Consider the following 26,216-nt stretch of genomic DNA (forward strand, 5'->3'; position numbering starts at 1 on the left):
GTTTCCGACAGGAAGGACGGGCCGTCAAGGGCGGATGGCAGGCTGGCTTGCAAGGAGCGAAGACCATGGAAGGCAAGGCAGAGGCGAAAACCAGGTCCGGGCTCGATGTTCTGGTCGCCGGCGCCGGCTATGTCGGCCTGGCTGCCGCCGTGTCGCTGAAACAGGCGCAACCGGAGCTTGCCGTGGCCCTGGTCGATGCCGCACCCGCCGGCTCCTGGCAAAGGGACGGGCGCGCCTCGGCCATTGCGGCGGCCGCCTGCCGCATGCTCGAGCGGCTCGGCGTCTGGGCCGAGATCGCGCCGGAAGCGCAGGCAATCACCGAGATGATCATCACCGATTCGCGTGCCGCCGATCCTGTGCGCCCGGTCTTCCTCACTTTCGACGGCGAGGTGGCGCCGGGCGAGCCCTTCGCACATATGGTGGCCAACCGGGTGCTGAACGGCGCCTTGCGCCGCAGCGCCGAAAAGCTCGGCGTCGACATCATCGAAGGCGTTGCCGTGCAAGGGTTCGAAACCAATGGTGCAGGCATCACCGTGCATTTGGCCGACGGCGCGACGCTGAAGGCGAGGCTGCTGGTCGCCGCCGACGGCGTCAATTCGAAGCTGCGTGACATGGCCGGCATCAAGACGGTGAAGTGGGAATACGGCCAGTCCGGCATCGTCTGCACCGTGGCACATGAACGGCCCCACAACGGCCGTGCCGAAGAGCATTTCCTGCCCGCCGGCCCCTTCGCCACGCTGCCGCTGAAGCCGGGCGAGGACGGCTCCAACCGCTCGTCGATCGTCTGGGTCGAGCGGTCGGAAGATGCTCAGACGCTGGTCGCCGGCGACGACCTCCTCTTCGAGCATGAGCTGGAACAGCGTTTCGGCCTCAAGCTTGGCGAGATCCGCGTCGCCGACAAGCCGCGCGCCTGGCCGCTGGGTCTTACCATCGCGCGCGCCTTCGTCGCGCCGCGCGTGGCGCTTGCCGGCGATGCCGCCCACGGCATCCACCCGATCGCCGGCCAGGGCCTCAATCTCGGCTTCAAGGATGTCGCCGCCCTGGCCGAGGTGATCGTCGAGGCCGACCGGCTGGGCCAGGATATCGGCGCGCTCGACGTGCTCGAGCGCTACCAGCAATGGCGTCGTTTCGACACGGTGCAGATGGGCGTCACGACAGATGTGCTGAACCGGCTGTTTTCCAACGATATCGGCCCGCTGCGCGCGGTGCGCGACATCGGCCTCGGCCTGGTCGAGCGCATGCCACGGCTGAAGGAATTCTTCATCCGCCAGGCGTCGGGGCTTTCAGCCGGCACGCCGCGCCTTTTGAAGGGCGAGGCGATCTGACCCGCCGCGCCGCTTATGACCCGGGCACGTCATAGATCGCCCGGACCTCGATCGTGCCGAGTTCGGCCAGCGGAATGCCGCCGGCGATGTCCAGTGCCTCCTGGAGGTCCTTCGCCTCGATCATGACGAAGCCGAGCAACTGCTCCTTGGTTTCGGCGAACGGGCCGTCGGTGACCAGCCGCTTGCCCTTGCGACGGCGCACGGTTTTCGAGGTCTTCACCGATTGCAGCGCCTGCGCGACGATGAGCTTGCCTTGTTGGTCCAAGGACCGGTCATAGGCCAGCGAATCGGCGTCGAGCTTGGCCGATCCTTCCGGGGTGAGCGCGTAGAGGTCTTTCTCCTCACCATAGACCAGGCAGACATATTTCATTTCGCGCTCCCTTGCTGCGATGAATCATAGGATGCGGTGACGAGCGTGTCAGCCTTGCCTTCGACCGCTGCCGCATGGTCGAGAAGGCATGCCGCGACCGCGATGATGGCGACAGCCGCCAGCAGCCTGCGGACACCGGACGGCGGTGGCTCCAGCCAGAAGTCTTGCCGTCGTTGAGCCTTGCGGCCCGGGGTCTTCCATATTGCGAAAAACAGATTGTCCATGTGAACCTCCATCCGGCCACAATCCCGTGGTCGCCCGCAGGACGGCCGGGCCGAATGGAAGCCGACATTTTTGCACGCGGTTTTTTTTCTAAAGGAATGAACCGTCATCACGCCGTGGTCCAAACAGCGCAGTGGTCTTCGCGCATGCCCGCGTTATAGTTGGCCGGACGCTGGGCTCACCTGGACAAGTTCACGACAACCAAGGAGGAATTCATGGACCGCACCGCAACCGCCGTCTGGAAGGGCAATCTGAAGGACGGCAAAGGCACGCTCGACAGCCAGAGCGGGACCCTGAACGGCACGCCCTATTCGTTCAAGGCACGCTTCGAGGACGAGAGCGGCAAATCCGGCACCAATCCGGAAGAGCTGATCGCGGCCGCGCACGCCGGCTGCTACGCCATGCAGCTGTCGCATTTCCTGGCCGAGAACGGCACCCCGGCGGCCGAGCTCGACGCCAAGGCCGTGGTGACGCTGGTTCCCGGCACCGGCATCACGGGCAGCGCGATCACCCTTGTCGGCAAGGTGCCCGGCATCGACGCCGCGAAGTTCAAGGAATTGGCCGAGAAGGCCAAGGCCGAATGCCCTGTTTCCAAAGCGCTGGGCGCCATCAACGTATCGCTCGACGCCAGGCTCGGCTGAGACCCCGGCATCCCGGCGCGCATGGTCGCGCCGGACACGCCCGACCGCTCAGGCGCCCAGCGCGTCGAGCCGGGCGCGAAGGGCTGCGACTTCCTGCTCCAGCGCCTCCACTCTCGCTTCAAGGTCGGAAGCGGGCACGGCCGATGCAGTGCGCTGCGCCGACAGGGCGGCAACGTCAACCGGCCCGGCGAGGAGATGCACATAGCGGTCCTCGCGTTGGCCTGGACCGCGCGGGATTTCCTGAACGAGCGGCGGTCGACGGCCGATCAGCATATCGAGTTCACCGCGCAAATCCTCGATCGATGAAAACCTTGCCATGCGCTCGCTGCGTGCCAACAATTCATGCGCCGTCTGCGGCCCGCGCAGCAAAAGCAGACCGACCAAGGCGGTCTGAGGCGTGGTCAGCGAGAAGCGCTGCGCCATCTGGTGCTCGTAGCGCTCGACGCGGGAGCCGAACATCTGCCGCACCAGCCCCTTCTGCTCGAGCAGCTTTAGCGCCCGGTGCACCTCTGTCTGCTCCAGCGCCATGCCGGGCTCGCGCGCCGTCTTCTGGTTGGCGGCGGCAAGCGCTGCGTTGAGGGTCAACGGATAGACGTCCGGCGTCAGCTCCTTCTTCTCGATGAGGCAGCCGAGCACACGCGCTTCGGGAGGAGACAGGATGGGGAGGTCCGTCATTGGATTGCAATCCTTTTTGAAGCTGGCAAGACAGCGCCCCTTTTGTCCTGCCGGAGAAAGGGGCGCGAAGGATCGCTGCGTTCAAGATTGCCGCGAGCGAGCGCCTAAACCCTTCTCTCCACCATCATCTTCTTGATTTCCGCGATCGCCTTGGCCGGATTCAAGCCCTTGGGGCAGGTCTGCGCGCAGTTCATGATGGTGTGGCAGCGATAGAGCCGGAAGGGGTCCTCGAGATTGTCGAGCCGCTCGCCCGTGGCCTCGTCGCGGCTGTCGATCAGCCAGCGATACGCCTGCAGCAAGGTTGCCGGGCCGAGATAACGGTCGCCGTTCCACCAATAGCTCGGGCAAGAGGTCGAGCAACAGGCGCATAATATGCATTCGTAGAGCCCGTCGAGCTTCTCGCGCTCCTCATGGCTCTGCAGCCATTCCTTGGCCGGCTGCGGCGAGACCGTCTTCAGCCACGGTTCGATCGAGGCGTGCTGGGCGTAGAAATTGGTGAGGTCGGGCACCAGGTCCTTGATGACGGGCATATGCGGCAGCGGGTAGATCTTGACGGCACCCGATATGTCGTCGCAGCCCTTGGTGCAGGCGAGCGTGTTGGAGCCGTCGATATTCATGGCGCAGGAGCCGCAGATGCCTTCCCGGCAGGAGCGGCGCAAGGTCAGCGTCGGGTCGATCTTGTTCTTGATCCAGAGCAGCGCATCCAGCACCATCGGCCCGCAATCGTCCATGTCGACGAAATAGGTGTCCATGCGCGGGTTCTCGTCATCATCCGGCGACCAGCGGTAGATGCGGTATTCCCTGAGATTGGTCGCGCCTTCCGGCTTCGGCCAGGTCTTGCCCTGCTGGATCTTCGAGTTCTTGGGGAGCGTGAGTTCGACCATTACCTCAGGTCCTTTCGGATGACGCGGCTGGACGTCATTTCAATACACCCTGGCCTTGGGCGCGATCTTGGCGAGACTGATGCCGCCGTCCTTTTCGGCCAGCAGCGGTTCGGTGTGCACCGGACGGTAGGAGAGCGTCACCTCACCGGTCTCGCTCAGATGGGCGAGCGTGTGCTTGCGCCAGTTGGCGTCGTCGCGGGCCGAGAAATCCTCCCGCGCGTGCGCGCCACGGCTCTCCTTGCGGGCCTCGGCGCCGTAGACCGTGGTGATGGCGTTGGCCATCAGGTTTTCCAGCTCCAGCGTCTCCACCAGGTCGGAGTTCCAGATCATCGAGCGATCGAAAACCTTTATGTCCTTGAGCTCGCCCCAGATCTGCGAAATGCGCTTGCAACCGTTCTCCAGCGATTCCTGCGTGCGGAACACCGCCGCGTCTTCCTGCATGGCACGCTGCATCTTTTCGCGCAGAACCGCCGTCGGCGTCGAGCCGTTGGCGTGGCGCAGCCGGTCGAAGCGATCCATGATCTTGTCGACCGAGGCCTGGTTGGGCGACGGGATCGCCGACTTGCGATCGATGACCTGGCCAGCGCGGATCGCCGCCGCGCGTCCGAACACGACCAGGTCGATCAGCGAGTTCGATCCCAGCCGGTTGGCGCCGTGCACCGAGGCGCAGCCGGCCTCGCCTACCGCCATCAGGCCGGGCGAGACCTGATCCGGATTAAGGATCGTCGGGTTGAGCACCTCGCCCCAGTAATTGGTCGGCACGCCGCCCATATTGTAGTGCACCGTCGGCAGCACCGGAATCGGCTCCTTGGTGAGGTCGACGCCGGCGAAGATCTTTGCCGATTCCGAGATGCCGGGCAGCCGCTCGTGCAGCACCGCCGGATCGAGATGGTCGAGGTGCAGGAAGATATGGTCCTTGTTCTTGCCGACGCCGCGGCCCTCGCGGATTTCCAGCGTCATGCAACGCGAGACGACGTCGCGCGAGGCGAGGTCCTTGGCCGACGGCGCGTAGCGCTCCATGAAGCGCTCGCCCTCGGAGTTGACGAGATAGCCGCCCTCGCCGCGCGCGCCCTCGGTGATCAGGCAGCCGGCGCCGTAGATGCCGGTCGGGTGGAACTGCACGAACTCCATGTCCTGTAAGGGGAACCCCGCCCGCGCGGCCATGCCGCCGCCGTCGCCGGTGCAGGTGTGCGCCGAGGTCGCCGAGAAATAGGCGCGGCCATAGCCGCCTGTCGCCAGCACAACCATCTTGGCCGAGAAGCGGTGGATGGTGCCGTCGTCGAGGTTCCAGGCGACGACGCCGGTGCATGTGCCGTCCGGCTCCATGATCAGGTCGAGCGCGAAATACTCGATGAAGAACTGCGCGTTGTTCTTCAGCGACTGGCCGTAGAGCGTGTGCAGGATGGCGTGGCCGGTGCGGTCGGCGGCCGCGCAGGTGCGCTGCACGGGCGGGCCATCGCCGTAATTCATCATGTGGCCGCCGAACGGCCGCTGGTAGATCTTGCCCTCTTCCGTGCGCGAGAACGGCACGCCGTAGTGCTCGAGTTCGTAGACGGCGGCCGGCGCTTCACGCACCAGATATTCCATGGCGTCGACATCGCCCAGCCAGTCCGAACCCTTGACGGTGTCGTACATGTGCCACTGCCAGGAGTCCGGGCCCATGTTGGAAAGCGAAGCGGCAATGCCGCCCTGCGCCGCCACCGTGTGCGAGCGGGTCGGGAAAACCTTGGTGATACAGGCGGTGCGCAGGCCCTGTTCGGCCATGCCCAGCGTAGCGCGCAGTCCCGCACCTCCGGCACCGACGACCACGACGTCGAATTTGTGGTCGACATAGGTATAGCCTGCCGTATTGGCTTCTTTCGCGTCCTTGGCCAAAACGTCAGCCTCCGAATGCCAGTTTGAGCAGGGCGAAGAGCGAAGCCACGCCGACCGCTACGGTGAAGAAAGTGTTGAGGGCGATCAGCGCCAGCTTCATGCCTTCGCCATGCACGTAATCCTCGATGATCACCTGCATGCCGATCCGCATGTGATAAAGCGGCGAGATGAGCACAAGGGCCATCATCAGCGCCACGAGCGGGTTGGCGAGCGCTGCCCGCACCTCCGCATAACCGGCGCCGTTGAGCGCGACCAGGAACCCGGTGAAGAACAGGATCAGCGGGATGTTGGCGATTGCCGTGAGGCGCTGGCGCCAGAAATGCCCGGTGCCTTCGCGGGCCGAGCCCAGGCCGCGGACTTTCGCCAGCGGCGTGCGCATGTCGGTCTTTCCAGTGCTCATGGTCAGGCTCCTCGCGCCATATAGCCGGCGATCCAGATCAGCACCGTGAGCAGGACCGAGCCGGCCAGGGTCGCCCAGGCGATCTTGGAGGCGGTATGCTTTTCGAGACCGGCGCCGGTATCCCAGATCAGGTGGCGCACGCCGCCCAGCATGTGGTGCATGAGCGCCCAGGTGTAGCCGAACAGGATCAGCCGTCCGAGCCAGGTTCCGAAGGCCCAGCTCACCCAATCGAAAGTGGCTTGCGAGCTCGCCGCCGCCATCAGCCATATCGCGGCCAGGAGCGTGCCGAAATAGAGCGCGCCACCGGTGATGCGATGGATGATCGACATCGTCATGGTGATCGGCGGCCGGTACACGCTGAGGTGCGGCGAAAGCGGCCGTTCACGTCTGGCGAATTCGCGGGTGGCTGGTGATTTGCTCATGGCTCCCCCAGTTCGGCGTTCCTGGAGCCTCAGGTGGAAATGCGGCATTGCCGCTTCCGGTTGCGACTTCGGACAGCCGGTTTCTAATGCTCTTTTTGCACCGCGTCAAAGCCAGAAAACCGTTTCGAAAACGTAATTTAGTCTGATTAAAAGGCAGGTCCGGGCTTCAATCGATTAGGCGTCGACGATGCCAAGCCGGCCCGTTCTCGCTGCGGTGCAGCATATATGTGGCGGGCGCGGGCTTCGGCTCAGCGGGTGCAGGTCAGTGGCGCCGAGCCCGCTTTCATCACCAGCGCCTCGCGACCGTCGATCACGATCGCGTCATGTGCCTCGTTAACCATGTTTATCAAGACATGGGTGAGAACCGCGCCAGCCTCTTAACAAAGGTTAAGAAAAGGTTAATTTCCGATTCGAGGAGGCTTTGTCTCCAACATGGAGGACGGCATGCGTTCGAATTCGGGCAGATCGCGCCTTGCGGCGCTCACAGTGGCGGTATTGGCCGTCGGCTTCGCCGCGCCGGCGCTGGCGGACGGACGCCACCAGGATCGGGTCTACGCCGATTCCTTCGGCAATCTCGTCATCGACAGTGCCGCCGGCTACAAGCGCATCCTCGTCGGTGAAGGCAAGCTCGCCAAGCAACTGTCCGACTATACCAGCGCCGGCCAGCCCAAGGTGATCTACGAGAACGGGGCTGACGTGATGTCGGGCTATGGCGACTGCTATCGGCCGCCGGTGTTCGTGAAGGGGCGCAGTTATATGTATGGCCTCTCCGACGGCGAGATGCCCGAGCTCAGCCCCTGCCGCTGAACAGCGCCACGGCCTCTGGCCTGGCTGGCCCGGCGGAAACGCGTACGCAGTCGCGCCCGGCATCCTTCGCCTGATAGAGCGCTTCATCGGCACGTCGCATCAGGTCGGAAAAATGCTCGCCGGCATGAAGTTCGGCGACGCCGAAGCTTGCCGTGCAGCGATTGTCGGCGGGGAGCCCGTCGATGGGCAGCGTCCCGAAGGCGCTGCGGGCGCCTTCGGCGAACAGCCGCGCGGCGGCAAGGTTGGTGCCTGGCAGGATGATGGCGAACTCCTCGCCGCCTATACGACCGGCGACATGGTGGTCGGCCGCGGCCTCGCGCAGGAAGCGGGCAAAGGCCTCGATGACCCGGTCGCCCGAGGCATGGCCGTAATTGTCGTTGATGGACTTGAAGTGGTCGAGATCGGCGATGACCAGCGCGACTGGGACGCCCCGGCGCGCCGCGTCCCCCAGCGCCCTCTCGGCGTGATGCTCGAAGCCGCCGCGGTTGAGGAGCCGCGACAGCGTGTCCGTTTCCGATTTCGACGTCGCCTCGGCGAGCACGTCGCGCACCAGTATGGCCAGCGCCAGCAAGGCCAGCGCCACGCCGAACACGGTGCCGAGCGATTGCGATACCAGGGCATAGCTGGTCTGCAGATAGGATTGTGGGGCGGCGCCGCGGCCGCCAAGCGCATCGGCGATGAATGGCTTGCTGGCGAACTGCATGGCGCTGGCCGCCAGCACCGCCATCAGCATCCGATCGAGCCGGTCACGCCTTTGCCTGGACGACCAGACAATGCCGAACCCGGTAAGCTGCATGACGGCGTAGGGCAGTTGGTAGGCCATCTTGCTGACTAGGGACTGGCGCGGCAGATCCTGGGCGAAATAGACCGCGACAGACGCAACGGCCAGGATCAGGAGCATCGCCGACCAGGGCGGCGTCACGCCATATCTATGCGCAAGCCCGCCGTTGAAGGCGATGGTGGCGCCAAGGAAAACGGCAAAGGCTGCGACGACCACCAGCCGCGCATTGTCGAAGGCGGGGATGCTGAATTCCACGACGAAATAGGCCATGCCCAGCACATAGCCGAACGCCAGCCAGCGTGCCGAGACGCGTCCGATGCCATAGACGGCAATCGCCATGAAGGCCGCCGCCAGCAGCCCGGCAACGAATAGATTGATGACAAGGATGAAGTCCGCGCCGCCCATGATTTCCCAAGCCCCTGACGGCAGCAAACCATCGACGGGCGAAAAAGAAGTTAACGTCAGGTCATATCGAGGCTCGCGCACGCCTCGGACATTGGCCGAAGGATGGTTGCCATCGCCCTTCAGGGCGAAGCAAGGAACGAAGCGGTGCGGCGCGGGTCCTGGATGATGAAGGCGTCGGGCCGATCGCCTTCAGCCGGCTTTGAGCGGCTCCGGCACAAACAGCGTTTCCGGCCGCTCATAGGACAGGCGCACGCTGTCGCGGCCGTTCTTCTTGGCCTTGTAGAGGGCCTCGTCGGCGCGGCGCATCAACGGCTCCAGCGCTTCGTCGCCGCTGCGCGCCGCCACGCCGAAACTGGCGGTGACCTTGGTGCCGGGCGGAAGTCCGTCGACGCCGCCGGCCGAGTAGGCCACGCGCACGGTCTCTGCGAGCAGCCGCGCGGCGGCAAGGTCGGTCAAGGGCAGGAGCACCGCGAATTCCTCGCCGCCGATACGTCCGGCCTCACCGCGCGCACCGGCGGCGGCACGAAGCTTGGCGGCGAAGTCGGCGATCACCCGGTCGCCCGCGGCATGCCCATGCAGGTCGTTGAGCGCCTTGAAGTGGTCGAGATCGGCCAGCACAAGGGCCACCGGCAATTTCGCCGCCGCGCAGCGTTGCAAGAGCAGTGCCGCCCGTTGCTCGAAGCCGCGCCGGTTGAGGAGGCGAGACAGCGGATCTGTGTAGGTTTCGACCTTCAACGCCTTCATCACGTCGAGCGCGGCGGCGGAGAACAGGCAAAGCGCGATCAGCAGCGACAGCAGCGCATGCGACAGCAACGCCGTCGTCCAATAGGATGATGTATAGAGCTCGTCATAGGTCGCGAAAGGCCCGTGCGCGACGATGACGGCAAGCGTGCGCACGAAGAAATTCAGCCCCGCGAGCAACGCCAGGACGAACAGGATATTTTCCGTCGGGCCATTGCCACGCACCTTGCGCAATTCGGCGGCCGCCACCAGGCTGATGCCGCCGAGCGCGAAATTGATGACGAGGACCCGCCATGTCAGGTCCGGCTGGACGAACAGGAACCAGCAAAAGGCGGCCATGCCGCCGCTCGCCAAGACGCAAAGCCCGGCATAGGGCACTCGCCGGCCATGCCGCGCCACAATCGCGCCGGCCAGGCAGGATCCGGCAACGCAGAAGCATAGGTTGGAGAGCAGCTTCGACGGTGCCAGGCCAACGGGCAGCGTGAAATGCTGGAACAGGAACCCGGCCGCCGCAAGCGAATAGCTTACCGCCAGCACGGCCAGATAGGGACGGTGGCGCTGATAGAACCAAAGCACGAGGAACGCCGCGCCGAGGGCCAGCGCGATCGTCGGGTTTAGCAACGCTATCAGCAGGCCGGTGTCCAAAGGACCGTGACTTCCCCTCGCTTGACGTCGGGGAAGACCTTAGGCTGCAAGCCCAAACAAGCGGTTAAGCGAAAGCGAATATGCGTCACGCTGGTGCGGAGCGTGACGTGGAACCGGCGCGCCGGACCTGCGTTTGTCCAGCGCAGAAGAGGAACCGATAATGGCCGATACAATCACCCTGACCGATCACGAGGCAATCCGTTCATGGGCCGCTTCACGCGCCGGCTTTCCGGCCATTGTCGACGTGTCGCCCGAGGCCGGCACGCAGGCGATGCTGCGGCTGGTATTCGGCCAGCACGCCTATGAGGACGAAGACCAGCCGGAGCGCCCGATCAATGCCGGAGGTTATGAGCTGGTCGAGTGGGACGAATGGTTCAAACTCTTCGATGAACGCGGGCTGGCCCTGGTGGTCGCCGCCGAAGAACCCGGGCGCCGCGAGCAGTTCCACGAGATCATCCGCCGCGACGACCGGTGAAGCTCCAAACATGCTCTGAACGCTTAAGCAGAAGGCCCGAATCGCATCGCGATCCGGGCCCTTGCGTTTCGATCGAACCAGCCGCGATTTACTTCCAGTCGCGAATATCGACGAAGTGACCGGCGATCGCCGCCGCCGCAGCCATGGCCGGCGACACCAAATGGGTGCGCCCCTTGAAGCCTTGCCGGCCCTCGAAATTGCGGTTCGAGGTCGAGGCGCAGCGCTCATGTGGCTTCAGCCGGTCGTCGTTCATGGCAAGGCACATCGAGCAGCCCGGCTCGCGCCAGTCGAAGCCGGCGGCGAGGAAGATCTTGTCCAGCCCTTCGGCCTCGGCCTGTTCCTTGACCAGGCCGGAGCCCGGCACGATCATGGCGTTGACGCGCGGATTGACTTTTCTGCCCTCGACCACCTTGGCGGCGGCGCGCAGATCCTCGATGCGGCCGTTGGTGCAGGAGCCGATGAAGACACGGTCGAGGGCGATGTCGGTGATCTTCGTTCCCGGCGTCAGGCCCATATAGTCGAGCGCGCGCTGCTTTGAGGTGCGCTTGTTTTCGTCGGTGATGTCTTCCGGGTTCGGCACAATCCCTTGCACCGAGACAACATCCTCCGGGGAAGAGCCCCAGGAGACGATCGGCGGCAGTTTGGCCGCATCGAGCACGATCACCTTGTCGAAATGCGCGCCTTCGTCGGATTGCAGCGTCTTCCAGTAGGCGAGCGCGGCGTCCCAGGCGGCGCCCTTGGGCGCGCGCGGCTTGTCCTTGACATAGGCGAAGGTCGTCTCGTCGGGTGCGATCAGGCCGGCGCGCGCGCCGCCCTCGATCGACATGTTGCAGATCGTCATGCGGCCTTCCATCGACAGCGAGCGGATCGCCTCGCCGGCATATTCGATGACATAGCCGGTGCCGCCGGCGGTGCCGATCTCGCCGATGATGGCGAGGATGATGTCCTTGGCGGTGACGCCTTCCGGCAACTGGCCGTCGACGCGCACCAGCATGTTCTTGGCCTTGCGCTGGATCAGCGTCTGCGTCGCCAGCACGTGCTCGACCTCCGACGTGCCGATGCCGTGCGCCAGCGCGCCGAAGGCGCCGTGGGTGGAGGTGTGGCTGTCGCCGCAGACGATGGTCATGCCGGGCAAGGTGAAACCCTGTTCCGGCCCGATGATGTGGACGATGCCCTGGCGGATGTCATTCTCGGAATAATATTCGACGCCGAAATCCTTGGCGTTCTTGGCCAGAGCCTCGACCTGGATGCGGCTTTCCTCGTTCTTGATGCCGAACTTGCGCTCGGGCGAGGTCGAGACGTTGTGGTCGACCACGGCCAGCGTCTTTTCGGGATGACGGACTTTGCGGCCACTCATGCGCAGGCCCTCGAAGGCCTGCGGGCTGGTCACCTCATGGACGAGGTGGCGGTCGATATAGAGCAGGCAGGTGCCGTCGTCCTGGCGGTCGACGACGTGGTCGTCGAAAATCTTGTCATAGAGGGTGCGCGGTGCGCTCATGTGCGTAAATCCGTCGATATGAGAAAGGGAAGGGCAGACGCCGAGATGTCAGGCGAAACGAGTTGATCAGTCGGCCCGCGTAAGTCGGCTGGTCGGCGCGCCACAGACGCGCGCGGAGAAGCGCGACGGCAGGCGTTTTCTGTCCTGCAGCACGAACCCCTTGTAGGCCGGATCGCCAAAAAGCTCTTCCATGGCGGGGTAGATAGCAATGTTTTGGCTTTTCGGCAATTGGCGGTGGCTGCGCGGGACCTGGGTTCCTCGTCCTCGCGTCCACGCCTCCGGGGGATGCGCACCAAGCTTGGCGGACCCGCGGTTCAAAGCACCTCGAAGACAAACGTCTTCACCAGCGCATCCGGCTCGGCAATCGCATAGCAGCGGAACCACGGGCTTTGCTCCATCAGCCGCCATTTTCCCGTCCGTTCCAGCTCATCGAAGACGGCCTGGAAACCACCGCTCTCGAACACCTGGTCGCGCACGGTGAAGATGGCGTGGCCGCCTTTCTTCGTGACGCGCACCAGTTCGTGCAGGCCGGAAGCCGGCGCATGGCTGATGGTGAACACGCCGGTCGAGAAGAAGGCGCGGAAATGGCCGTCGGGCCAGGGCAGCGGGCCGCCCAGCATTGCCTGCTTCAGCTCGCCATAGGCGTTGCGGCTGCCGGCGATCTTCAGCATGTCGTCCGACAGGTCGAGCCCGGCGATATCGCCGTAGCCCAGCGCCTTCAGCGACGGCCCGGACAGGCCGGTGCCGCAGCCGGCGTCGAGCAGCGGCCCTTCGCCCGCAGGCACGTGGCGCGCCACCCAGGCGGTGATGAGGAACGGCAGGAGATAGCCGAGCGAGGCGGTCTCGCTGTCATAAGTCGCGGCCCATGCGGCATAGGCCTGCGCCAGGGTTTCGGGCGTATCGGCCGTATAGACCGAATCCAGCGCAGCATTGGCCTTGTCGACGTTCATGGGCATGCTCCTCCTCCAGTGCGCAACTGGAGCGTAACGCCGTCCTTGCCGAAAGACTATTCCTGATGCTGGCGGCGCAACCGCCGTTCCAGCGCCCGGAGCGCCAAAGACAAGCCGACGGTCAGGATGAGATAGATGTAGGCTGTTATCGAATAGGTCTCGAAGAAGCGGAAGGAACCGGCGGCATAGACCTTGCCCATCTGCGTGATGTCGGCGACACCGAGCACCGAGACCAGCGAGGAATCCTTGACCAGGGCGACGAAGTCATTGCCGAGCGGCGGCAGGATGGTACGGATCGCCTGCGGAAAGACGATGAGCCGGAAACGTTGCGCCCGCGTGAGCCCGAGCGCCTTGGCCGCTTCGATCTGGCCCTTCTCGACCGCCTGGATGCCGGCCCGGAACACTTCGGAGATGAAGGCGGAATAGCCGATGGTCAGCGCCATGACGGCGCGCCACAAGAGCGAGACGTCGCGCACCTGCAACTCGCCGAGATAGCCGGTGCTCTGCAGCGGCGCGGTCAGCGCGTTCCAGGCTGCGACGAAAGCCGGTGCGCCGGCAAACGCGATCCAGAACAAAAGCACCAGGATCGGTACGCCACGGATGATCTCGACATAGAAACGCGCGATCTGCCGCAGCCACTGCGAACCCGACAATCCCATCAGCGCGATGCCGAGGCCGATGATCGAGGCCAGCGCGAAGGCGACAATGGTGACGAAGACGGTGACGCCGATGCCCTTGGCAACAGTGGCGAAGACCTGGGCATAAAGATCGCTGGCGGCGATGGCGAGCGCGGCGGCCAAGGCAAGGACAAGGGCGGCGGCCAGCCACCAGGGGAATTCAGGTTTGACGGAGGATGGTGGGGGGGCCATCAGGCGTGGCCGGCGAGGTGCATAGTGCGCAAGGCAGGCGCCAAGGCGCCCCCCTCTGTCCTGCCGGACATCTCCCCCTCAAGGGGGGAGATCAGATGTCTCATCGGCCTTCGCCAATCTTCATCGATGCTGCATGTGGGACGAAGGCCAAGCTGCCAATCTCCCCCCTTGAGGGGGAGATGCCCGGCAGGGCAGAGGGGGGCGTTCAAGCGCAAACTCAGCGCGAGTTCCCGCACGCGCACCGCCCGCATCAAGACGAACTACTGCCCCATCTTGTAATCAAGAAACCATTTCTTGTTCAGCGCATCGAACGTGCCGTCGGTCTTGAGCGCGGCGATCGCGGCGTTGACAGGCTTCACCAGGTCGGAGCCCTTGGGAAAGATGAAGCCGAAATCCTCGGTGCCCAGCGGGCCGCCGATCAGCTTCAGCTTGCCCTCGGAAGCGTCGACATAGCCCTTGCCCGCAGTGCCGTCCGTGAGCACCACATCGACGTCGCCAGTCTTCAGCGCCTGCACGGTGGCACCGAACGTCTCGAACAGCTTTATGCGCGGGTTCTGCTCATTGCCGTCCAGCACGCTGTAGACAGCGGTGTAGAAGGGCGTCGTGCCGGCCTGCGCGCCGATCAGCCCGTCCTTGAAGGCGCCGAAGGTCTTGGCGTCGGTGAAGCGGCTCTCGTCGCCGCGCACCAACATGAACTGTTCCGAGCGCATATAAGGGTCAGAGAAATCCACCTTCTGCTTGCGGTCGTCCTTGATGGTGATGCCGGTCATGCCGATGTTGTACTGGTTGTCGGAAACCGCCTGGATCATCGCGTCCCAGGAGGTGTTCTGATACTCGACGGTGAAATTCAGCCGCTTGGCGATCTCGTTCATCGCGTCATATTCCCAGCCGATCTGTTTTCCGGTCTTGGCATCGATGAACTGCAGCGGCGGATAGGCGTTTTCCGTCACCACCACCACTTTCTTGCCGCCGAGATCGGGCAGCGCCTGGGCGAAGGCGGCAACGGGCGCAAGCATGACGGCAAGCAGGCCGGCCAGCAGCAGTTTCGATTTTGTCATGACACACTCCCCGGAAGTGAAAGCGCCCGGACATGGGCCGGGCTTGCAAAGGAAATCCGGCGCCGACTTTAGCTCTCCGCAAGCGCCATGCAAGACGCTCCGCTGCGCCACGGCTGGCGAAAAACGCAAATAGATACTTTCGGCCGGGATTTTGGGAAACGATCCTTGCCGTGGCCGATCAGCCGCGCTGCGGCGCTCCGGCATCGGCCTCGCGCAGCCCGGCGACGAAGCGGGTCAGCGTGCCATGCAGCGACTTCAACTCGGCTGGGTCGAGCGGCATGCTGCAGAGCATGGCGGCGGGGATGTCCCTGGCGCGCTCGCGCAAGGCTTGGCCCTTGGCTGTCGGCTCGACCAGCACGCGGCGCTCGTCGGCAGGATCGCGCCGGCGCGTAACCAGGCCGCCGGCCTCGAGCCGCTTGAGCAGCGGCGTCAGCGTCGCCGAATCGAGGCCCAGCGCCTCGCCGAGCTCGCCCACCGTGCTCGGCGCGCGTTCCCACAGCGCCAGCATGGCCAGATATTGCGGATAGGTCAGGCCAAGCGGATCGAGCAACGGCCGGTAGAGCTTCGTCATCAATCCGCTCGCCGAATAGAGCGCGAAGCAGAGCTGGTCGCTGAGCCTTGGGACCGCGCTTGTCCCGGCGTCACCCGCCGGGACCTGGTTGGCCGTGTCTTTGGTTTTCGCCGTCATGTCGCCTTTGCCGAAATCGCCACCTCGATATTGCCCCTGGTTGCGTTGGAGTAGGGGCAGATCTGGTGCGCTGCCGATACAAGCGCTTCGGCGGCCGCCTGATCAAGACCTTTCGTCTCGGCCGCCAGGGAAACGCCGAGCAGGAAACCGCCCTGACCGTTGGGATGGAGGCTGACAGTGGCCGTCACCGAGGCATCGCGCAGCGGCAGTTTCTGCTTGCCGGCGAGAAACCGCATGGCGCTTTCGAAGCAAGCAGCATAGCCGGCGGCGAAAAGCTGTTCGGGATTGGTGGCGCCACCCTTGCCGCCAAGCTCCTTCGGCATTGCGAGATCGAGGCTGAGCAGGCCGTCATCGGTCTGGACGTGGCCGGCGCGGCCGCCGACGGCACGAGCCTGGGTCGAATAGAGTGCGGTCATATCAAGTCTCCAAAATTAGTTTGTACACGATTAATTAGCGTACCGTATTATAGAAATCAATCCCGCTTTGGAAGCCCGCATTTGGCAAAGGCTCCGAAACGAAAAAAGGCGGCCGAAGCCGCCTTTTTCAGAATGTCTGTCCAAAGCCTTTATTCGGCGGCGGCGGCTTCCGCAGCCTTGGCGGCCTCGTCGGCGGCTTTCTTCTCGGCGGCTTCCTTGGCGGCCGTCTCGGCGGCCAGCGCCTGCGCGGCGGCAACCTTCTCGGCCTCGATGCGCGCCTTCTCGGCGTTCAGCGCGTCGCGCTCCTCATCATTGAGCTTGCGGGCGCGCACGCCGGTGTTCTCCGAAATACGGGCCGACTTGCCGCGACGGTCGCGCAGATAATAGAGCTTGGCACGACGCACCTTGCCGCGACGCACGATCTCGACGCCTTCGACCATTGGCGAAAACACGGGGAACACGCGCTCGACGCCTTCGCCGTAGGAGATCTTGCGGACGGTGAAATTTTCCTGGAAGCCCGAACCGGCACGGGCGATGACGACGCCTTCATATGCCTGGACGCGGGTGCGGGTGCCTTCGGTCACGCGGACCTGGACGCGCACGGTGTCGCCGGGCTGGAATTCGGGAAGCTTGCGCTTTGCTTCGATCTTGGCGGCCTGTTCGGCCTCGATCTGACGGATGAGATCCATCTCAATAATCCACTTCTTGTTCTTCCGACAGTCAGAGCGCCCGGCGCTCGCCTTGCAGTTCCAATGACCGCTCGGCTATGCCCTTTGTTCGAAAACATCGGGCAGGGGCGACTACACCGCCATTGTTGACGGGTCCGGCAGATTTCTCCCGGTTCGGCGGGCACATACAGCTATTTCGACGCTTTGTCACGTCTTGGCCGCGTCTTTTTTGCTCGCGTGCACCATCGTATCTGTCCACTACCGGGTTGCAAGGGCCCTTCAAGCTGCCTAAGGCGGGGCAATCATAGTTCTCCGGCGGCATCCTCATGTCCTTTTTCGACGCGGTCCTGCTATTCATGGCGGGTTTTCTTTCCGGCGCCGCCAATGCGGTCGCGGGCGGCGGCACCTTCATCACCTTCGGTGCCATGACCTTGGTCGGCCTGCCGCCGATCGTCGCCAACGCGACCTCCTCGGTGACGCAATTTCCCGGCTACATCACCTCGACGCTGGCCTACCGGGACGACATCCGCCATTTCTGGCGTGGTGCCCTGCTGCTCTGCCTGATATCGGCGCTCGGCGCACTGGCCGGCGCGCTTATCCTGCTGGCGCTGGACAATCCGTCATTTCGCGTCCTGGTGCCATGGCTGCTGCTGGCCGCGACGGCGCTGTTCGCCGCCGGGCCGTGGCTGAAGCCCGCACCCAAGCCGGGGCATGAGGCTTCTGTGGGCTCGTTGGCCGGCTCGCTGGCGCAGTTCGTCACCGCCATCTATGGCGGCTTCTTCGGGGCCGGCATGGGCGTGATGATGCTGGCGACGCTCGGCCTGACCCAGGCCGGCGACTACCACCGCCTGAACGCGCTGAAAAACATGCTGGCCATGGTCATCGCAGCGGTCGCCATCATCGTCTTCGTCTCGGGTGGCGTCGTCGCCTGGCCGCAAGCGATCGTCATGATCCCCGGCGGCGCGTTGGGCGGCTATGCCGGCGTGTGGATCGCCAAGCGCGTGCCGCAGAACGTGGTGCGTGGCTTCGTCGTCGCGGTCGGGCTGTTCCTAGCTTTCTACTATTTCGCCAAGGGCTGAGGAGAGCCGAGCAAGTCCGGTCGCCGTTCTCGAGTCAGCTTCTCCGACTGTGCCCGCCGCCACGCCGCGATCTTGCCGTGGTTGCCCGAGGTCAGCACCTCGGGAATAGGCCGGCCCTCGAAATCCTGCGGCCGCGTGTAGTGCGGGTGTTCGAGCAGGCCGTTTTCAAAGCTCTCTTCTTCACCCGACACGGCATTGCCCATGACGCCGGGCAGCAGCCGCACGACCGCGTCGAGCAGCACAAGCGCCGCCGGCTCGCCACCGGACAGAATGAAGTCTCCGACCGAGACTTCCTCCAATCCTCGCGCGTCGATCACCCGCTGGTCGATGCCTTCGAAGCGGCCGCACAGGATGACGGCGCCCGGCCCGGCGGCCAGTTCGCGCACGCGCGCCTGCGTCAGCGGCTTTCCACGCGGGCTCATCAGCAGCCGTGGCCGCAAATCGCCTTCGGGCGAGGCATGGTCGATCGCCCTGGCCAAGACATCGGCGCGCATGACCATGCCGGCGCCGCCGCCGGCCGGCGTGTCGTCGACAGTGCGGTGGCGGTCGGTTGCGAAGTCGCGGATCTGGATCGCCTGCAGCGACCATGTACCGGCCTCCAGCGCCCGCCCGGCCAGCGACAGGCCAAGCAGACCCGGAAACATTTCCGGGTAGAGCGTAAGCACGGAGGCGGAGAAGCTCACCGGTTGCCCCCGGCGTCCCTCGGGCCGCGCGGCCTGCCCTTCGGGTCGAAGCCTTCCTCGCGCGGCGCTTCGCCGTCCTCGTCCTCGACCAGTCCGGCCGCCGCCTGGTTGACGCGCACAAAACCCTCGGCGATGGACACTTCGGGCACCGCGGCCTGCGTGAACGGGATCAACACGCCCTTGCGTCCGGCCAGCGTCACATCGAGGATGTCGCCGCCGCCGAAATTGTGCACGGCGACGACCTTACCAAGGACGGCTCCCGTATCGTCCCGAACCTCCAGACCGATCAGGTCGGCATGATAGAATTCATCTTCCTCGCCGTCATCGGGCAGCATGGAGCGATCGACGAACAGCTCCGTGCCGGCCAGCGCCTCGGCCGCGTTGCGGTCGCTGACGCCCTTGAAGCGCACCACGACCACGGTGTTGGCGGGCCTTATGTCGATGATCTGGAAGGCGCGGCCGTCCCTTGCGTAAAGCGGCCCGTAATCGGCGAGCGCCAGCGGATCGCCGGTAAAGGTTTTGACGCGCAATTCGCCCTTGATGCCGTGAGCGGCGCCGATCACGGCCATCTGGACGGGGTTCTGGGGCTTGCTCATGGCGCGCTTTTACCTTCGTCATCCACGGGCGGAGCAGGCGCGAAGCGACTGCGCAGACCCGAGGACCCATTCGTTACGGTGATCAAACAGTTCAGAAAGGCTCACGGGTCTCGTTCCTGCAACTCTCTATTTGCGGATACCCCGTTTGGCCAATCACCACGGTTTTGACTTGCCGCCGGTCGACTCCTAGCCCCACCGGATCGTCATTTCAATGACGCCTCTTCACCGCTTCCTAACCCGGCTGCCGGAAAATGACGGCGAACCGGAACGACGCCATGCAGGAATTCCTTATCCCGGCAAAGCCCGACCTCCAGGCGGCGCGCGAAAGCTGGCTCAAGATGCTCGCGCGAGAACGTCGGCTGTCGCCCGAGACGGTGGAAGCCTACGAGCGCGACACCAGGCAGTTCCTGCATTTCCTGACGGGTCATAATGGCGGCCCGCCCGGCATAGCCGACATCGCCCATCTGCGCCCGGCCGACCTGCGCGGCTTTCTGGCCGCCCGCCGCAATGAAGGCGCAGGCGCCCGCACGCTCGGCCGGGGGCTGGCCGGCATTCGCTCACTCTTGCGCTTTCTGGAACGGCGTGGTCTCGCCAACGCAGCGGGCGCGGCGGCCCTGCGCGCGCCTCGCCAACCCAAGTCGCTGCCGAAACCGCTGACGGCCAGTGACGCAAAACATGTCGTTTCCGTCGAGGGTCAATTGGCGGAGGAACCCTGGATCGCCGCCCGCAACGCCGCCGTGCTGACGCTGCTCTACGGCTCGGGCCTGCGCATTTCCGAGGCGCTCGGCCTTGCCGGCGCCGACCTGGCGTCGGAGGCCGACACGGTGCTGCGCGTCACCGGCAAGGGTGGCAAGACGCGGCTGGTGCCAGTGCTGCCCGTGGCGCTCAGGGCGGTTGCCGAATACCGCCGGCTGTGCCCCCACCATCTCGACCCCAAGGGCCTGTTGTTTCGCGGCGCGCGCGGCGGCCCGCTCAACCCGGCCATCGTCCAGCGGGAGATGGCCAAGCTGCGCTCGGCGCTCAACCTGCCGGACACCGCAACGCCGCACGCCCTGCGCCATTCCTTCGCCACGCATCTGCTCGGCCGCGGCGGCGACCTGCGCACCATCCAGGAACTGCTCGGCCATGCCAGCCTGTCGACCACGCAGATCTACACCGGCGTCGATACGGCGAGGCTGTTGGAGATCTATGAATCGGCTCACCCGAGGGCGTGAAGTATTGAGGTTGCGCGAGGCTTCCGGACTTCGCCACGGATGATGAGGGGTGGGCGGCTCAACCAACCGCAAGCCGTTCAGTAATTCGAGCGATAGTCAAAACTGATTGAACCGAAGACAATTTCGTTCTCCGGGTTAACCGTTTTGCCGTTTTTCCAGCTTAGGAAAGGACCATGAAACGGGTCATCGTCATCGCCGACCGCGCTGCGCTCTTCTCGCTGAAGCTGCTCCTGGCGTTCCATGTGCTGTTCTTCCTGTCTCTGCTCGCCGTCCTGTTGTTCGCGGCGGGCAAGGCGCATGCCGAAATCCCGTCCTGCACCGGCGCCGACATGCTGTCGGCGTTGCAGAAAAGCGACCCGTCCACCTACCGCAAGATCGAGGCGGAAGCCGCCGCAACGCCGAACGGCAAGGGCCTGCTGTGGAAGCTGGAGAAGACGGGCGAACAGCCCTCCTTCCTGTTCGGCACCATGCATATGACCGACCCGCGCGTCACAGCGCTGCCGCCGGCCGCGCAGAAGGCCTATGACGGCGCCGGCACCATCGTCATCGAGACCACCGAAGTGCTCGACCAGCAGAAGATGATGGCGGCCCTGCTCAAGCAGCCGGAGCTGATGATGTTCACCGACAGCACCACGCTGTCGTCGCTGCTGTCGCCCGACGACGCCGCGGCGGTCGACAAGGCGCTCGACGAACGCGGCATCCCGTCGGCAACCGTCGCCAAGATGAAGCCGTGGATGCTGTCGGCCATGGTGGCGCTTCCAGCCTGCGAGCTCGCCCGCAAGGCGGGCGGCGCGCCGGTGCTCGACGTCAAGCTTGCCGAGGATGCCAAGGCCTCCGGCAAATCCGTCGAAGGGCTGGAAACCGTCGTCGACCAGCTGCGCGCCATGGCTTCGCTGCCGATGGCGTTCCACATGAAGGGACTGGTCGACACGCTGAAGCTCGGCGACAAGATGAACGACGTCAACGAAACCATGATCGTGCTCTACCAGCGCGGCGAGACCGGCATGTTCTGGCCGCTGTTTCGCGCCGTGCTGCCCGGCGAGACGGGCGACGCGACAGGCTACGCGGCGTTCGAGCAGACCATGATCACCAGCCGCAACAAGGCGATGGTCGATCATGCCGGACCATTCCTCGCCAAAGGCAGTGCCTTCATCGCCGTCGGCGCGCTGCATCTGCCCGGTCCCGAGGGCCTGGTCGAGGATTTCCGCAAAGCCGGCTATACTGTCACCGCTGTCGATTGAGTCGCGTGGGCAGCGGAGGAACCGTGCGCCGCGTTTTCGGCGCTTTCCTTCCCTAGCGTGAAACCCCATCAACGGTTGCGCGTTGATGGCTGTTGATTGATCATTTTCATCCACGGAGGACACTTTTATGGCGAATCCATCAAACGACACGCCCAGATCAGGTGGCGGCGGCAGCCCTTGGCTGATTGCATTGGTCGTCGTTATTCTGGCGATTGTCGCGTATTATGTTTTCGGAAGAAGTGGTGAGCATCCGGCGACCGAACCGCCGGCCGCGAGCACACCGGCCCCGGCCCCAGCGCCCGCGGAACCGATGAAGCCCGCCGAACCGGCACCCGCGCCTGCCCCGGCACCCGCGCCTGCTCCTGCACCGGCGACACCGGCTCCTGCCCCGGCCCCAGCTCCCGCACCGGCCCAGTAATCCGGGCCACGGCTTTCAACGAAGAACGGCCCGCCTTCCGGTGGGCCGTTCTGTTTGGGCAGGCAAGGAGGCAATTCCCTCAGGGAAAGCGCTACGCGCTTTTCCCGGGAAAACCGTGTCACGGTTTTCCTGGATCGTTCTAAATATGGATCGGCTTGAAGAACGTCGCCAATGCCGCTTCCTTCACTGCTTCCGACATGGTCGGATGGGCATGACAGGTGCGGGCGAGATCTTCCGACGAGCCGCCGAATTCCATCAGCACCGCCGCCTCGTGGATCATCTCGCCGGCGCCGAAGCCGACGATGTGAACGCCGAGCACGCGGTCGGTGGCCTTGTCGGCCAGGATCTTGACGAAGCCGTCGGTGTGCAGCATGGCGCGCGCCCGGCCATTGGCGGTGAACGGGAATTTCCCGACCTTGTAGTCGATGCCGGCCTTCTTCAATTCTTCCTCGGTCTTGCCGACCGAAGCGATCTCCGGGCTGGTGTAGACGACGCTCGGAATGACGTCATAGTTCACATGGCCGGCCTGGCCGGCAATGGTCTCGGCCACTGCCACGCCCTCATCCTCGGCCTTGTGCGCCAGCATCGGCCCGGCGATGACATCGCCGATGGCATAGATGCCTGGTACGTTGGTCCTGAGGTGCGCGTCGGTTTTGACCCGGCCGCGCTCATCGACCTCGACGCCCGCTTCCTTCAGGCCCAGGCTGTCGGCGAAAGCGCGGCGGCCGGTGGCGATCAGCACCATGTCGGCCTCGATCGTCTCGGCCGCGCCGCCTTTCACAGGCTCGAAAGTGACGCTGGCGCCCTTCTTGGCCTTGGCGACGCCGGTGACCTTGGCGCCGAGCCTGAATTCGAAGCCCTGCTTGGAGAGCAGCCGCTGGAATTGCTTGCAGACCTCACCGTCCATACCGCCGAGGATGGTGTCGAGGAATTCGACCACGGTGACCTTGGCGCCGAGCCGCGCCCAGACCGAGCCGAGCTCGAGCCCGATGACGCCGCCGCCGACCACGACGAGATGGCCGGGCACCTTGTCCAGCGACAGCGCGCCGGTCGAGGACACGATGACTTTTTCGTCGAAGTCGACCGTGACGCCAGGAATGCCGGCGACATCCGAGCCGGTGGCGATGACGATGTTCTTCGTCTCGATTTCCTCGACCTTGCCGTCCTCGCTCGTCACCGACACCTTGCCCGCCGCGACCACCGTGCCGATGCCGCGAAAACTATCGATCTTGTTCTTCTTGAACAGGAAGGCGACGCCGTTGACGTTCGCCGTCACCGTGGCGTCCTTGTGCGCCATCATCTTCTTCAAATTGAGCTTCGGTGTCACTTCGACACCCAGTGTGTCGAAGGAGTGGCCGGCTTCGGCGAACATCTCGGAGGCATGCAGCAACGCCTTGGACGGAATGCAGCCGATGTTGAGGCAGGTGCCGCCGAAGGTCGGGTTCTTCTCGACCACCGCGACCTTCAGCCCGAGCTGCGCCGCCTTGATGGCGCAGACATAGCCGCCCGGTCCCGAGCCGATGATTACGACGTCATAAGCCATGTTTGTTTCCCTTTTTCTTGGGGCGCTCAGCGGCCGCCGCTGACGTTCAGGATCGCGCCGGTCGTATAGGACGCGGCATCGGACAACAGGTAGAGAACCGCGCCCGCGACTTCATCCGCGGTGCCGGCTCTTTTCATCGGCAGAAGATCGCGGAAGCGTTCTATCCGGTCCGGCTGTCCACCCGAGGCATGGATTTCGGTATCGATGATGCCCGGCCGCACCGCATTGACGCGGATGCCTTCCAGCGCCACCTCTCGGGCGAGCCCCATGGTGAAGGTGTCGATCGCGCCCTTGGACGCGGCGTAGTCGACATATTCGCCCGGCGAGCCCAGAACTGCCGCAGCCGACGAGATGTTGACGATGGATCCACCCGACCCACCGTGACGGCTCGACATCCGCTTCACCGCTTCGCGGGCGCAGAGGAACGACCCCACGACATTGATGCGCATCATGCGCTCCAGCCGTGAAACATCCATCTCATCGACCCGCGCCTTGACGTCGACGATGCCGGCATTGTTGACGAAAGCATCGAGCCGGCCATAGCCGCGGTCGACGGCTTCAAACATGGCAACGATATCGGATTCGACGCCGACATCGCCCCTGACCGCAAAGGCCTCGCCGCCTGCGGCCTTGATTTCGCCGACCAGTGCCTCGGCGGCGGTCTGGTGGGAGGTGTAGTTGACCGCTACGCGATAGCCAGCCTTCGACCCGAGCCGGCAGATCGCGGCGCCGATGCCGCGGCTGCCACCGGTGACCAGCAGCACCTTTTGCGTCCCGCTCATTCCTGGCATCCCTTCAAGGCAAACACGTCCGACGGCACTTTCGAAAACCCGGCGCCGCCATAGGCGGTGGATTGATGCAACACCGGACCGAGATCGGGCAGGATCAGCGTCTTCGGTGCTTCGACGCCTTCGGCCGGCAACAGGCCGATGCTGCCCTTTTCATCCGACGTATAGATGACGCCGTTCCACAAGGTGCAGGCGGCAAGCTCGGTGCCGGTAACGTCGCCTCCCGGGCATTTGTACATCAGCGCCCCGTTCGGTCGCGAAACACCTTCGTTCCATTGGACGATGCCGTTCAGCACCACATCGTTGTCGAGGATCAAGCGGAACGTGTTGGTGACGGTCGCCGACGTGCCGGTCGGCGTAAAATTGATCTCACTGCCGCTCTGGGCATCGCCGTAGACGGCGAGTTCGGCCGGGCATGCGGCATTAGCGTGGACAGCGGCGAATGCCATACCGGCCGCCAGCGCTATCGGTCTGGCAGGCCCAGGGAACAGGGCCATTATTGGCTACTCCGACCGCGAGCCGCCATCCGACCGCCTCACAGATCAAGCACCAGCCGTTCCGGATCCTCCAGGCTTTCCTTGACGCGCACCAGGAAGGTCACCGCTTCCTTGCCGTCGACGATGCGGTGATCGTAGCTCAGCGCCAGATACATCATCGGCCGGATCACGATCTGGCCGCCGACCACCACGGGCCGGTCCTGGATCTTGTGCATGCCCAGAATACCCGACTGCGGCGCGTTGAGGATCGGCGTGGACATCAGCGACCCGTAGACGCCGCCATTGGAAATCGTGAACGTGCCGCCCTGCATGTCGGCGACCGACAGCTTGCCGTCGCGCGCGGCGATGCCGAGCCGGCCGATCTCCTTCTCGATCTCGGCGATAGACATCTGGTCGGCATCGCGCACCACCGGAACGACCAGACCCTTCTCGGTGCCGACGGCGACGCCGATATGGGCGTAGTTCTTGAAGATGATATCGGTGGCGTCGACCTCGGCGTTGACCGAGGGGATTTCCTTCAAGGCATGGGTGACGGCCTTGGTGAAGAAGCCCATGAAGCCGAGCTTCACGCCGTGCTTCTTCTCGAACACGTCCTTGTACTTGGTCCTGAGCGCCATCACCGCTGACATGTCCACCTCGTTGAAGGTGGTGAGCATGGCGGCGGTCGACTGCGCTTCCTTGAGCCGGCGCGCGATGGTCTGGCGCAACTTGGTCATGCGCACGCGCTCCTCGCGCGCCGCATCGTCGCCTGAGGACGGCGCACGGGCAGCAACCGGCGCTGCCGAGACCGGAGCCGCCTTCGGCGTTTCGGCCGGCTGCGACGGCGCACCCTTGGAGATGGCGTCGAGCACGTCGCCCTTCAGCACCTGGCCGCGCTTGCCGGAGCCGGAAAGCTGGTCGACCGACAGATTGTTCTCGGCGATCAGTTTCGCCGCTGCCGGCGCCGGCGGCATGCTGCGCGGCTCGACCGGACCGGCGTCGCCGGCGACCTTGGCGGTCTCGGCGGCAGCCTGCTTGGTGGTCTGCGCCGCGTCGGGGCTCGATGCCTGCGCCACGGCTTGCGGCTTGGTGACCGGTGCGGCGGCGGCGCCGGCCGAAATCGAGCCCAGAAGCGCGCCGACCCCGACCGTCTCGCCTTCCTTGGCCGCGATCTCGCCCAAGGTTCCAGCGCCCGGCGAGGGAACCTCGACCGTCACCTTGTCGGTTTCGAGCTCGACCAGCGGCTCGTCGGCGGCAATGGCATCGCCCACCTTCTTGAACCATTTGCCGATGGTCGCCTCGGTGACGGATTCGCCGAGAGTGGGAACGCGGATTTCGGTAGCCATTGTGCCTGTCCGTTTGT

General features: G+C 64.7%; 29 protein-coding genes. 7 read left to right on the top strand and 22 right to left on the bottom strand.

Annotated elements, in window-relative coordinates; translation table 11 throughout:
• The first annotated feature begins 65 nt into the window (after positions 1-65).
• Positions 66-1,325 carry a ubiquinone biosynthesis hydroxylase gene (locus FJ973_RS03250; RefSeq protein ID WP_140554838.1) on the top strand — a complete coding sequence of 420 codons (1,260 nt, stop codon included), beginning with the start codon at positions 66-68 and terminating at the stop codon, positions 1,323-1,325.
• A 13-nt stretch (positions 1,326-1,338) separates the two neighbouring features.
• Here the strand turns inward: FJ973_RS03250 and FJ973_RS03255 are convergent, their stop codons facing one another.
• Positions 1,339-1,695, bottom strand: coding sequence for a YciI family protein (locus tag FJ973_RS03255; protein WP_140492691.1), 357 nt, complete (start codon positions 1,693-1,695; stop codon positions 1,339-1,341).
• Positions 1,692-1,919: a hypothetical protein gene (locus tag FJ973_RS03260; protein ID WP_140554839.1), complete on the bottom strand. Its 228-nt coding sequence runs from the start codon at positions 1,917-1,919 to the stop codon at positions 1,692-1,694. The genes FJ973_RS03255 and FJ973_RS03260 overlap by 4 nt, the downstream gene beginning before the upstream one ends.
• 213 nt (positions 1,920-2,132) lie before the next feature.
• On the opposite strand from FJ973_RS03260, the gene FJ973_RS03265 reads away from it, so the two are divergent.
• Positions 2,133-2,558 carry an OsmC family protein gene (locus tag FJ973_RS03265; RefSeq protein ID WP_140492697.1) on the top strand — a complete coding sequence of 142 codons (426 nt, stop codon included), beginning with the start codon at positions 2,133-2,135 and terminating at the stop codon, positions 2,556-2,558.
• Positions 2,559-2,606: 48 nt separating this feature from the next.
• Here the strand turns inward: FJ973_RS03265 and FJ973_RS03270 are convergent, their stop codons facing one another.
• The 5 genes from FJ973_RS03270 to sdhC all read right to left on the bottom strand — a co-directional run bounded on the left by FJ973_RS03270 (position 2,607) and on the right by sdhC (position 6,814).
• Positions 2,607-3,233: a DUF480 domain-containing protein gene (locus tag FJ973_RS03270; protein ID WP_140554840.1), complete on the bottom strand. Its 627-nt coding sequence runs from the start codon at positions 3,231-3,233 to the stop codon at positions 2,607-2,609.
• Positions 3,234-3,337: 104 nt separating this feature from the next.
• Positions 3,338-4,117, bottom strand: coding sequence for a succinate dehydrogenase iron-sulfur subunit (locus FJ973_RS03275; RefSeq protein WP_140518103.1), 780 nt, complete (start codon positions 4,115-4,117; stop codon positions 3,338-3,340).
• A 39-nt stretch (positions 4,118-4,156) separates the two neighbouring features.
• Positions 4,157-5,992, bottom strand: coding sequence for a succinate dehydrogenase flavoprotein subunit (gene sdhA / locus FJ973_RS03280; protein WP_140554841.1), 1,836 nt, complete (start codon positions 5,990-5,992; stop codon positions 4,157-4,159).
• Positions 5,993-5,996: 4 nt separating this feature from the next.
• Positions 5,997-6,392, bottom strand: a complete 396-nt coding sequence (sdhD, locus tag FJ973_RS03285) for a succinate dehydrogenase, hydrophobic membrane anchor protein (protein WP_140518101.1) — start codon at positions 6,390-6,392, stop codon at positions 5,997-5,999.
• A 2-nt stretch (positions 6,393-6,394) separates the two neighbouring features.
• Complete coding sequence (gene sdhC, locus FJ973_RS03290; RefSeq protein ID WP_140554842.1) at positions 6,395-6,814, bottom strand: succinate dehydrogenase, cytochrome b556 subunit; 420 nt, start codon at positions 6,812-6,814, stop codon at positions 6,395-6,397.
• A gap of 444 nt (positions 6,815-7,258) precedes the next feature.
• Here sdhC and FJ973_RS03295 point away from each other — a divergent pair, with 444 nt between their 5' ends.
• Positions 7,259-7,621, top strand: coding sequence for a hypothetical protein (locus FJ973_RS03295; RefSeq protein ID WP_140492715.1), 363 nt, complete (start codon positions 7,259-7,261; stop codon positions 7,619-7,621).
• Here the strand turns inward: FJ973_RS03295 and FJ973_RS03300 are convergent.
• Both FJ973_RS03300 and FJ973_RS03305 read right to left on the bottom strand, forming a co-directional pair.
• The gene (locus FJ973_RS03300) at positions 7,605-8,807 is read right to left on the bottom strand and encodes a GGDEF domain-containing protein (RefSeq protein WP_140554843.1); all 1,203 of its coding nucleotides are present in this window, start codon (positions 8,805-8,807) and stop codon (positions 7,605-7,607) included. The two genes, FJ973_RS03295 and FJ973_RS03300, sit on opposite strands and share 17 nt — an antisense overlap.
• A gap of 189 nt (positions 8,808-8,996) precedes the next feature.
• On the bottom strand, positions 8,997-10,193 hold the full coding sequence (locus FJ973_RS03305; protein ID WP_140554844.1) for a GGDEF domain-containing protein: 1,197 nt from the start codon (positions 10,191-10,193) through the stop codon (positions 8,997-8,999).
• A 160-nt stretch (positions 10,194-10,353) separates the two neighbouring features.
• Here FJ973_RS03305 and FJ973_RS03310 point away from each other — a divergent pair, with 160 nt between their 5' ends.
• Positions 10,354-10,668: a hypothetical protein gene (locus FJ973_RS03310; RefSeq protein WP_140492726.1), complete on the top strand. Its 315-nt coding sequence runs from the start codon at positions 10,354-10,356 to the stop codon at positions 10,666-10,668.
• Between the two features lie 88 nt (positions 10,669-10,756).
• Here the strand turns inward: FJ973_RS03310 and leuC are convergent, their stop codons facing one another.
• The 7 genes from leuC to rplS all read right to left on the bottom strand — a co-directional run bounded on the left by leuC (position 10,757) and on the right by rplS (position 16,836).
• Entirely contained in the window at positions 10,757-12,166 is a 1,410-nt protein-coding gene (gene leuC / locus FJ973_RS03315; RefSeq protein ID WP_140518096.1) for a 3-isopropylmalate dehydratase large subunit, read from the bottom strand.
• 314 nt (positions 12,167-12,480) lie between these two features.
• A complete protein-coding gene (locus FJ973_RS03325; RefSeq protein ID WP_140554845.1) occupies positions 12,481-13,116 on the bottom strand; it encodes a class I SAM-dependent methyltransferase in 636 nt (211 codons plus the stop codon).
• A gap of 56 nt (positions 13,117-13,172) precedes the next feature.
• Entirely contained in the window at positions 13,173-13,985 is an 813-nt protein-coding gene (locus tag FJ973_RS03330; protein ID WP_140492737.1) for an amino acid ABC transporter permease, read from the bottom strand.
• 260 nt (positions 13,986-14,245) lie between these two features.
• Positions 14,246-15,043, bottom strand: coding sequence for a transporter substrate-binding domain-containing protein (locus tag FJ973_RS03340; protein WP_140524675.1), 798 nt, complete (start codon positions 15,041-15,043; stop codon positions 14,246-14,248).
• 178 nt (positions 15,044-15,221) lie between these two features.
• Positions 15,222-15,731: a MarR family transcriptional regulator gene (locus FJ973_RS03345; RefSeq protein ID WP_140518092.1), complete on the bottom strand. Its 510-nt coding sequence runs from the start codon at positions 15,729-15,731 to the stop codon at positions 15,222-15,224.
• Positions 15,728-16,147, bottom strand: coding sequence for an organic hydroperoxide resistance protein (locus FJ973_RS03350; RefSeq protein ID WP_140492746.1), 420 nt, complete (start codon positions 16,145-16,147; stop codon positions 15,728-15,730). The genes FJ973_RS03345 and FJ973_RS03350 overlap by 4 nt, the downstream gene beginning before the upstream one ends.
• Before the next feature lie 149 nt (positions 16,148-16,296).
• Positions 16,297-16,836: a 50S ribosomal protein L19 gene (rplS, locus tag FJ973_RS03355; protein ID WP_140518090.1), complete on the bottom strand. Its 540-nt coding sequence runs from the start codon at positions 16,834-16,836 to the stop codon at positions 16,297-16,299.
• Between the two features lie 305 nt (positions 16,837-17,141).
• Here rplS and FJ973_RS03360 point away from each other — a divergent pair, with 305 nt between their 5' ends.
• Positions 17,142-17,894 (top strand): sulfite exporter TauE/SafE family protein, encoded by a 753-nt coding sequence (locus tag FJ973_RS03360; protein ID WP_140492752.1) that lies wholly within the window; start codon positions 17,142-17,144, stop codon positions 17,892-17,894.
• Here FJ973_RS03360 and trmD read toward each other — a convergent pair.
• Positions 17,876-18,577, bottom strand: a complete 702-nt coding sequence (trmD, locus tag FJ973_RS03365; protein WP_140492755.1) for a tRNA (guanosine(37)-N1)-methyltransferase TrmD — start codon at positions 18,575-18,577, stop codon at positions 17,876-17,878. The genes FJ973_RS03360 and trmD overlap by 19 nt on opposite strands.
• Positions 18,574-19,173 (bottom strand): ribosome maturation factor RimM, encoded by a 600-nt coding sequence (gene rimM, locus FJ973_RS03370; RefSeq protein ID WP_140492758.1) that lies wholly within the window; start codon positions 19,171-19,173, stop codon positions 18,574-18,576. Before rimM ends, trmD begins: the two co-directional genes overlap by 4 nt.
• A gap of 275 nt (positions 19,174-19,448) precedes the next feature.
• On the opposite strand from rimM, the gene FJ973_RS03375 reads away from it, so the two are divergent.
• Both FJ973_RS03375 and FJ973_RS03380 read left to right on the top strand, forming a co-directional pair.
• A complete protein-coding gene (locus tag FJ973_RS03375; RefSeq protein WP_140554846.1) occupies positions 19,449-20,387 on the top strand; it encodes a tyrosine recombinase XerC in 939 nt (312 codons plus the stop codon).
• Between the two features lie 173 nt (positions 20,388-20,560).
• A complete protein-coding gene (locus tag FJ973_RS03380) occupies positions 20,561-21,628 on the top strand; it encodes a TraB/GumN family protein (RefSeq protein ID WP_140554847.1) in 1,068 nt (355 codons plus the stop codon).
• Between the two features lie 557 nt (positions 21,629-22,185).
• Here the strand turns inward: FJ973_RS03380 and lpdA are convergent.
• From lpdA to odhB, 4 genes are all read right to left on the bottom strand, one after another.
• Complete coding sequence (gene lpdA, locus FJ973_RS03390; RefSeq protein WP_140554848.1) at positions 22,186-23,589, bottom strand: dihydrolipoyl dehydrogenase; 1,404 nt, start codon at positions 23,587-23,589, stop codon at positions 22,186-22,188.
• A gap of 26 nt (positions 23,590-23,615) precedes the next feature.
• Positions 23,616-24,371: an SDR family oxidoreductase gene (locus tag FJ973_RS03395; protein ID WP_140554849.1), complete on the bottom strand. Its 756-nt coding sequence runs from the start codon at positions 24,369-24,371 to the stop codon at positions 23,616-23,618.
• Positions 24,368-24,826 (bottom strand): hypothetical protein, encoded by a 459-nt coding sequence (locus tag FJ973_RS03400; protein ID WP_181165200.1) that lies wholly within the window; start codon positions 24,824-24,826, stop codon positions 24,368-24,370. Before FJ973_RS03400 ends, FJ973_RS03395 begins: the two co-directional genes overlap by 4 nt.
• Before the next feature lie 86 nt (positions 24,827-24,912).
• On the bottom strand, positions 24,913-26,199 hold the full coding sequence (odhB, locus tag FJ973_RS03405) for a 2-oxoglutarate dehydrogenase complex dihydrolipoyllysine-residue succinyltransferase (protein ID WP_140554851.1): 1,287 nt from the start codon (positions 26,197-26,199) through the stop codon (positions 24,913-24,915).
• Positions 26,200-26,216 lie beyond the last annotated feature (17 nt).

It is taken from the genome of Mesorhizobium sp. B2-1-3 (assembly GCF_006442495.1).
In the GTDB taxonomy this organism is placed as follows: Bacteria; Pseudomonadota; Alphaproteobacteria; order Rhizobiales; family Rhizobiaceae; genus Mesorhizobium.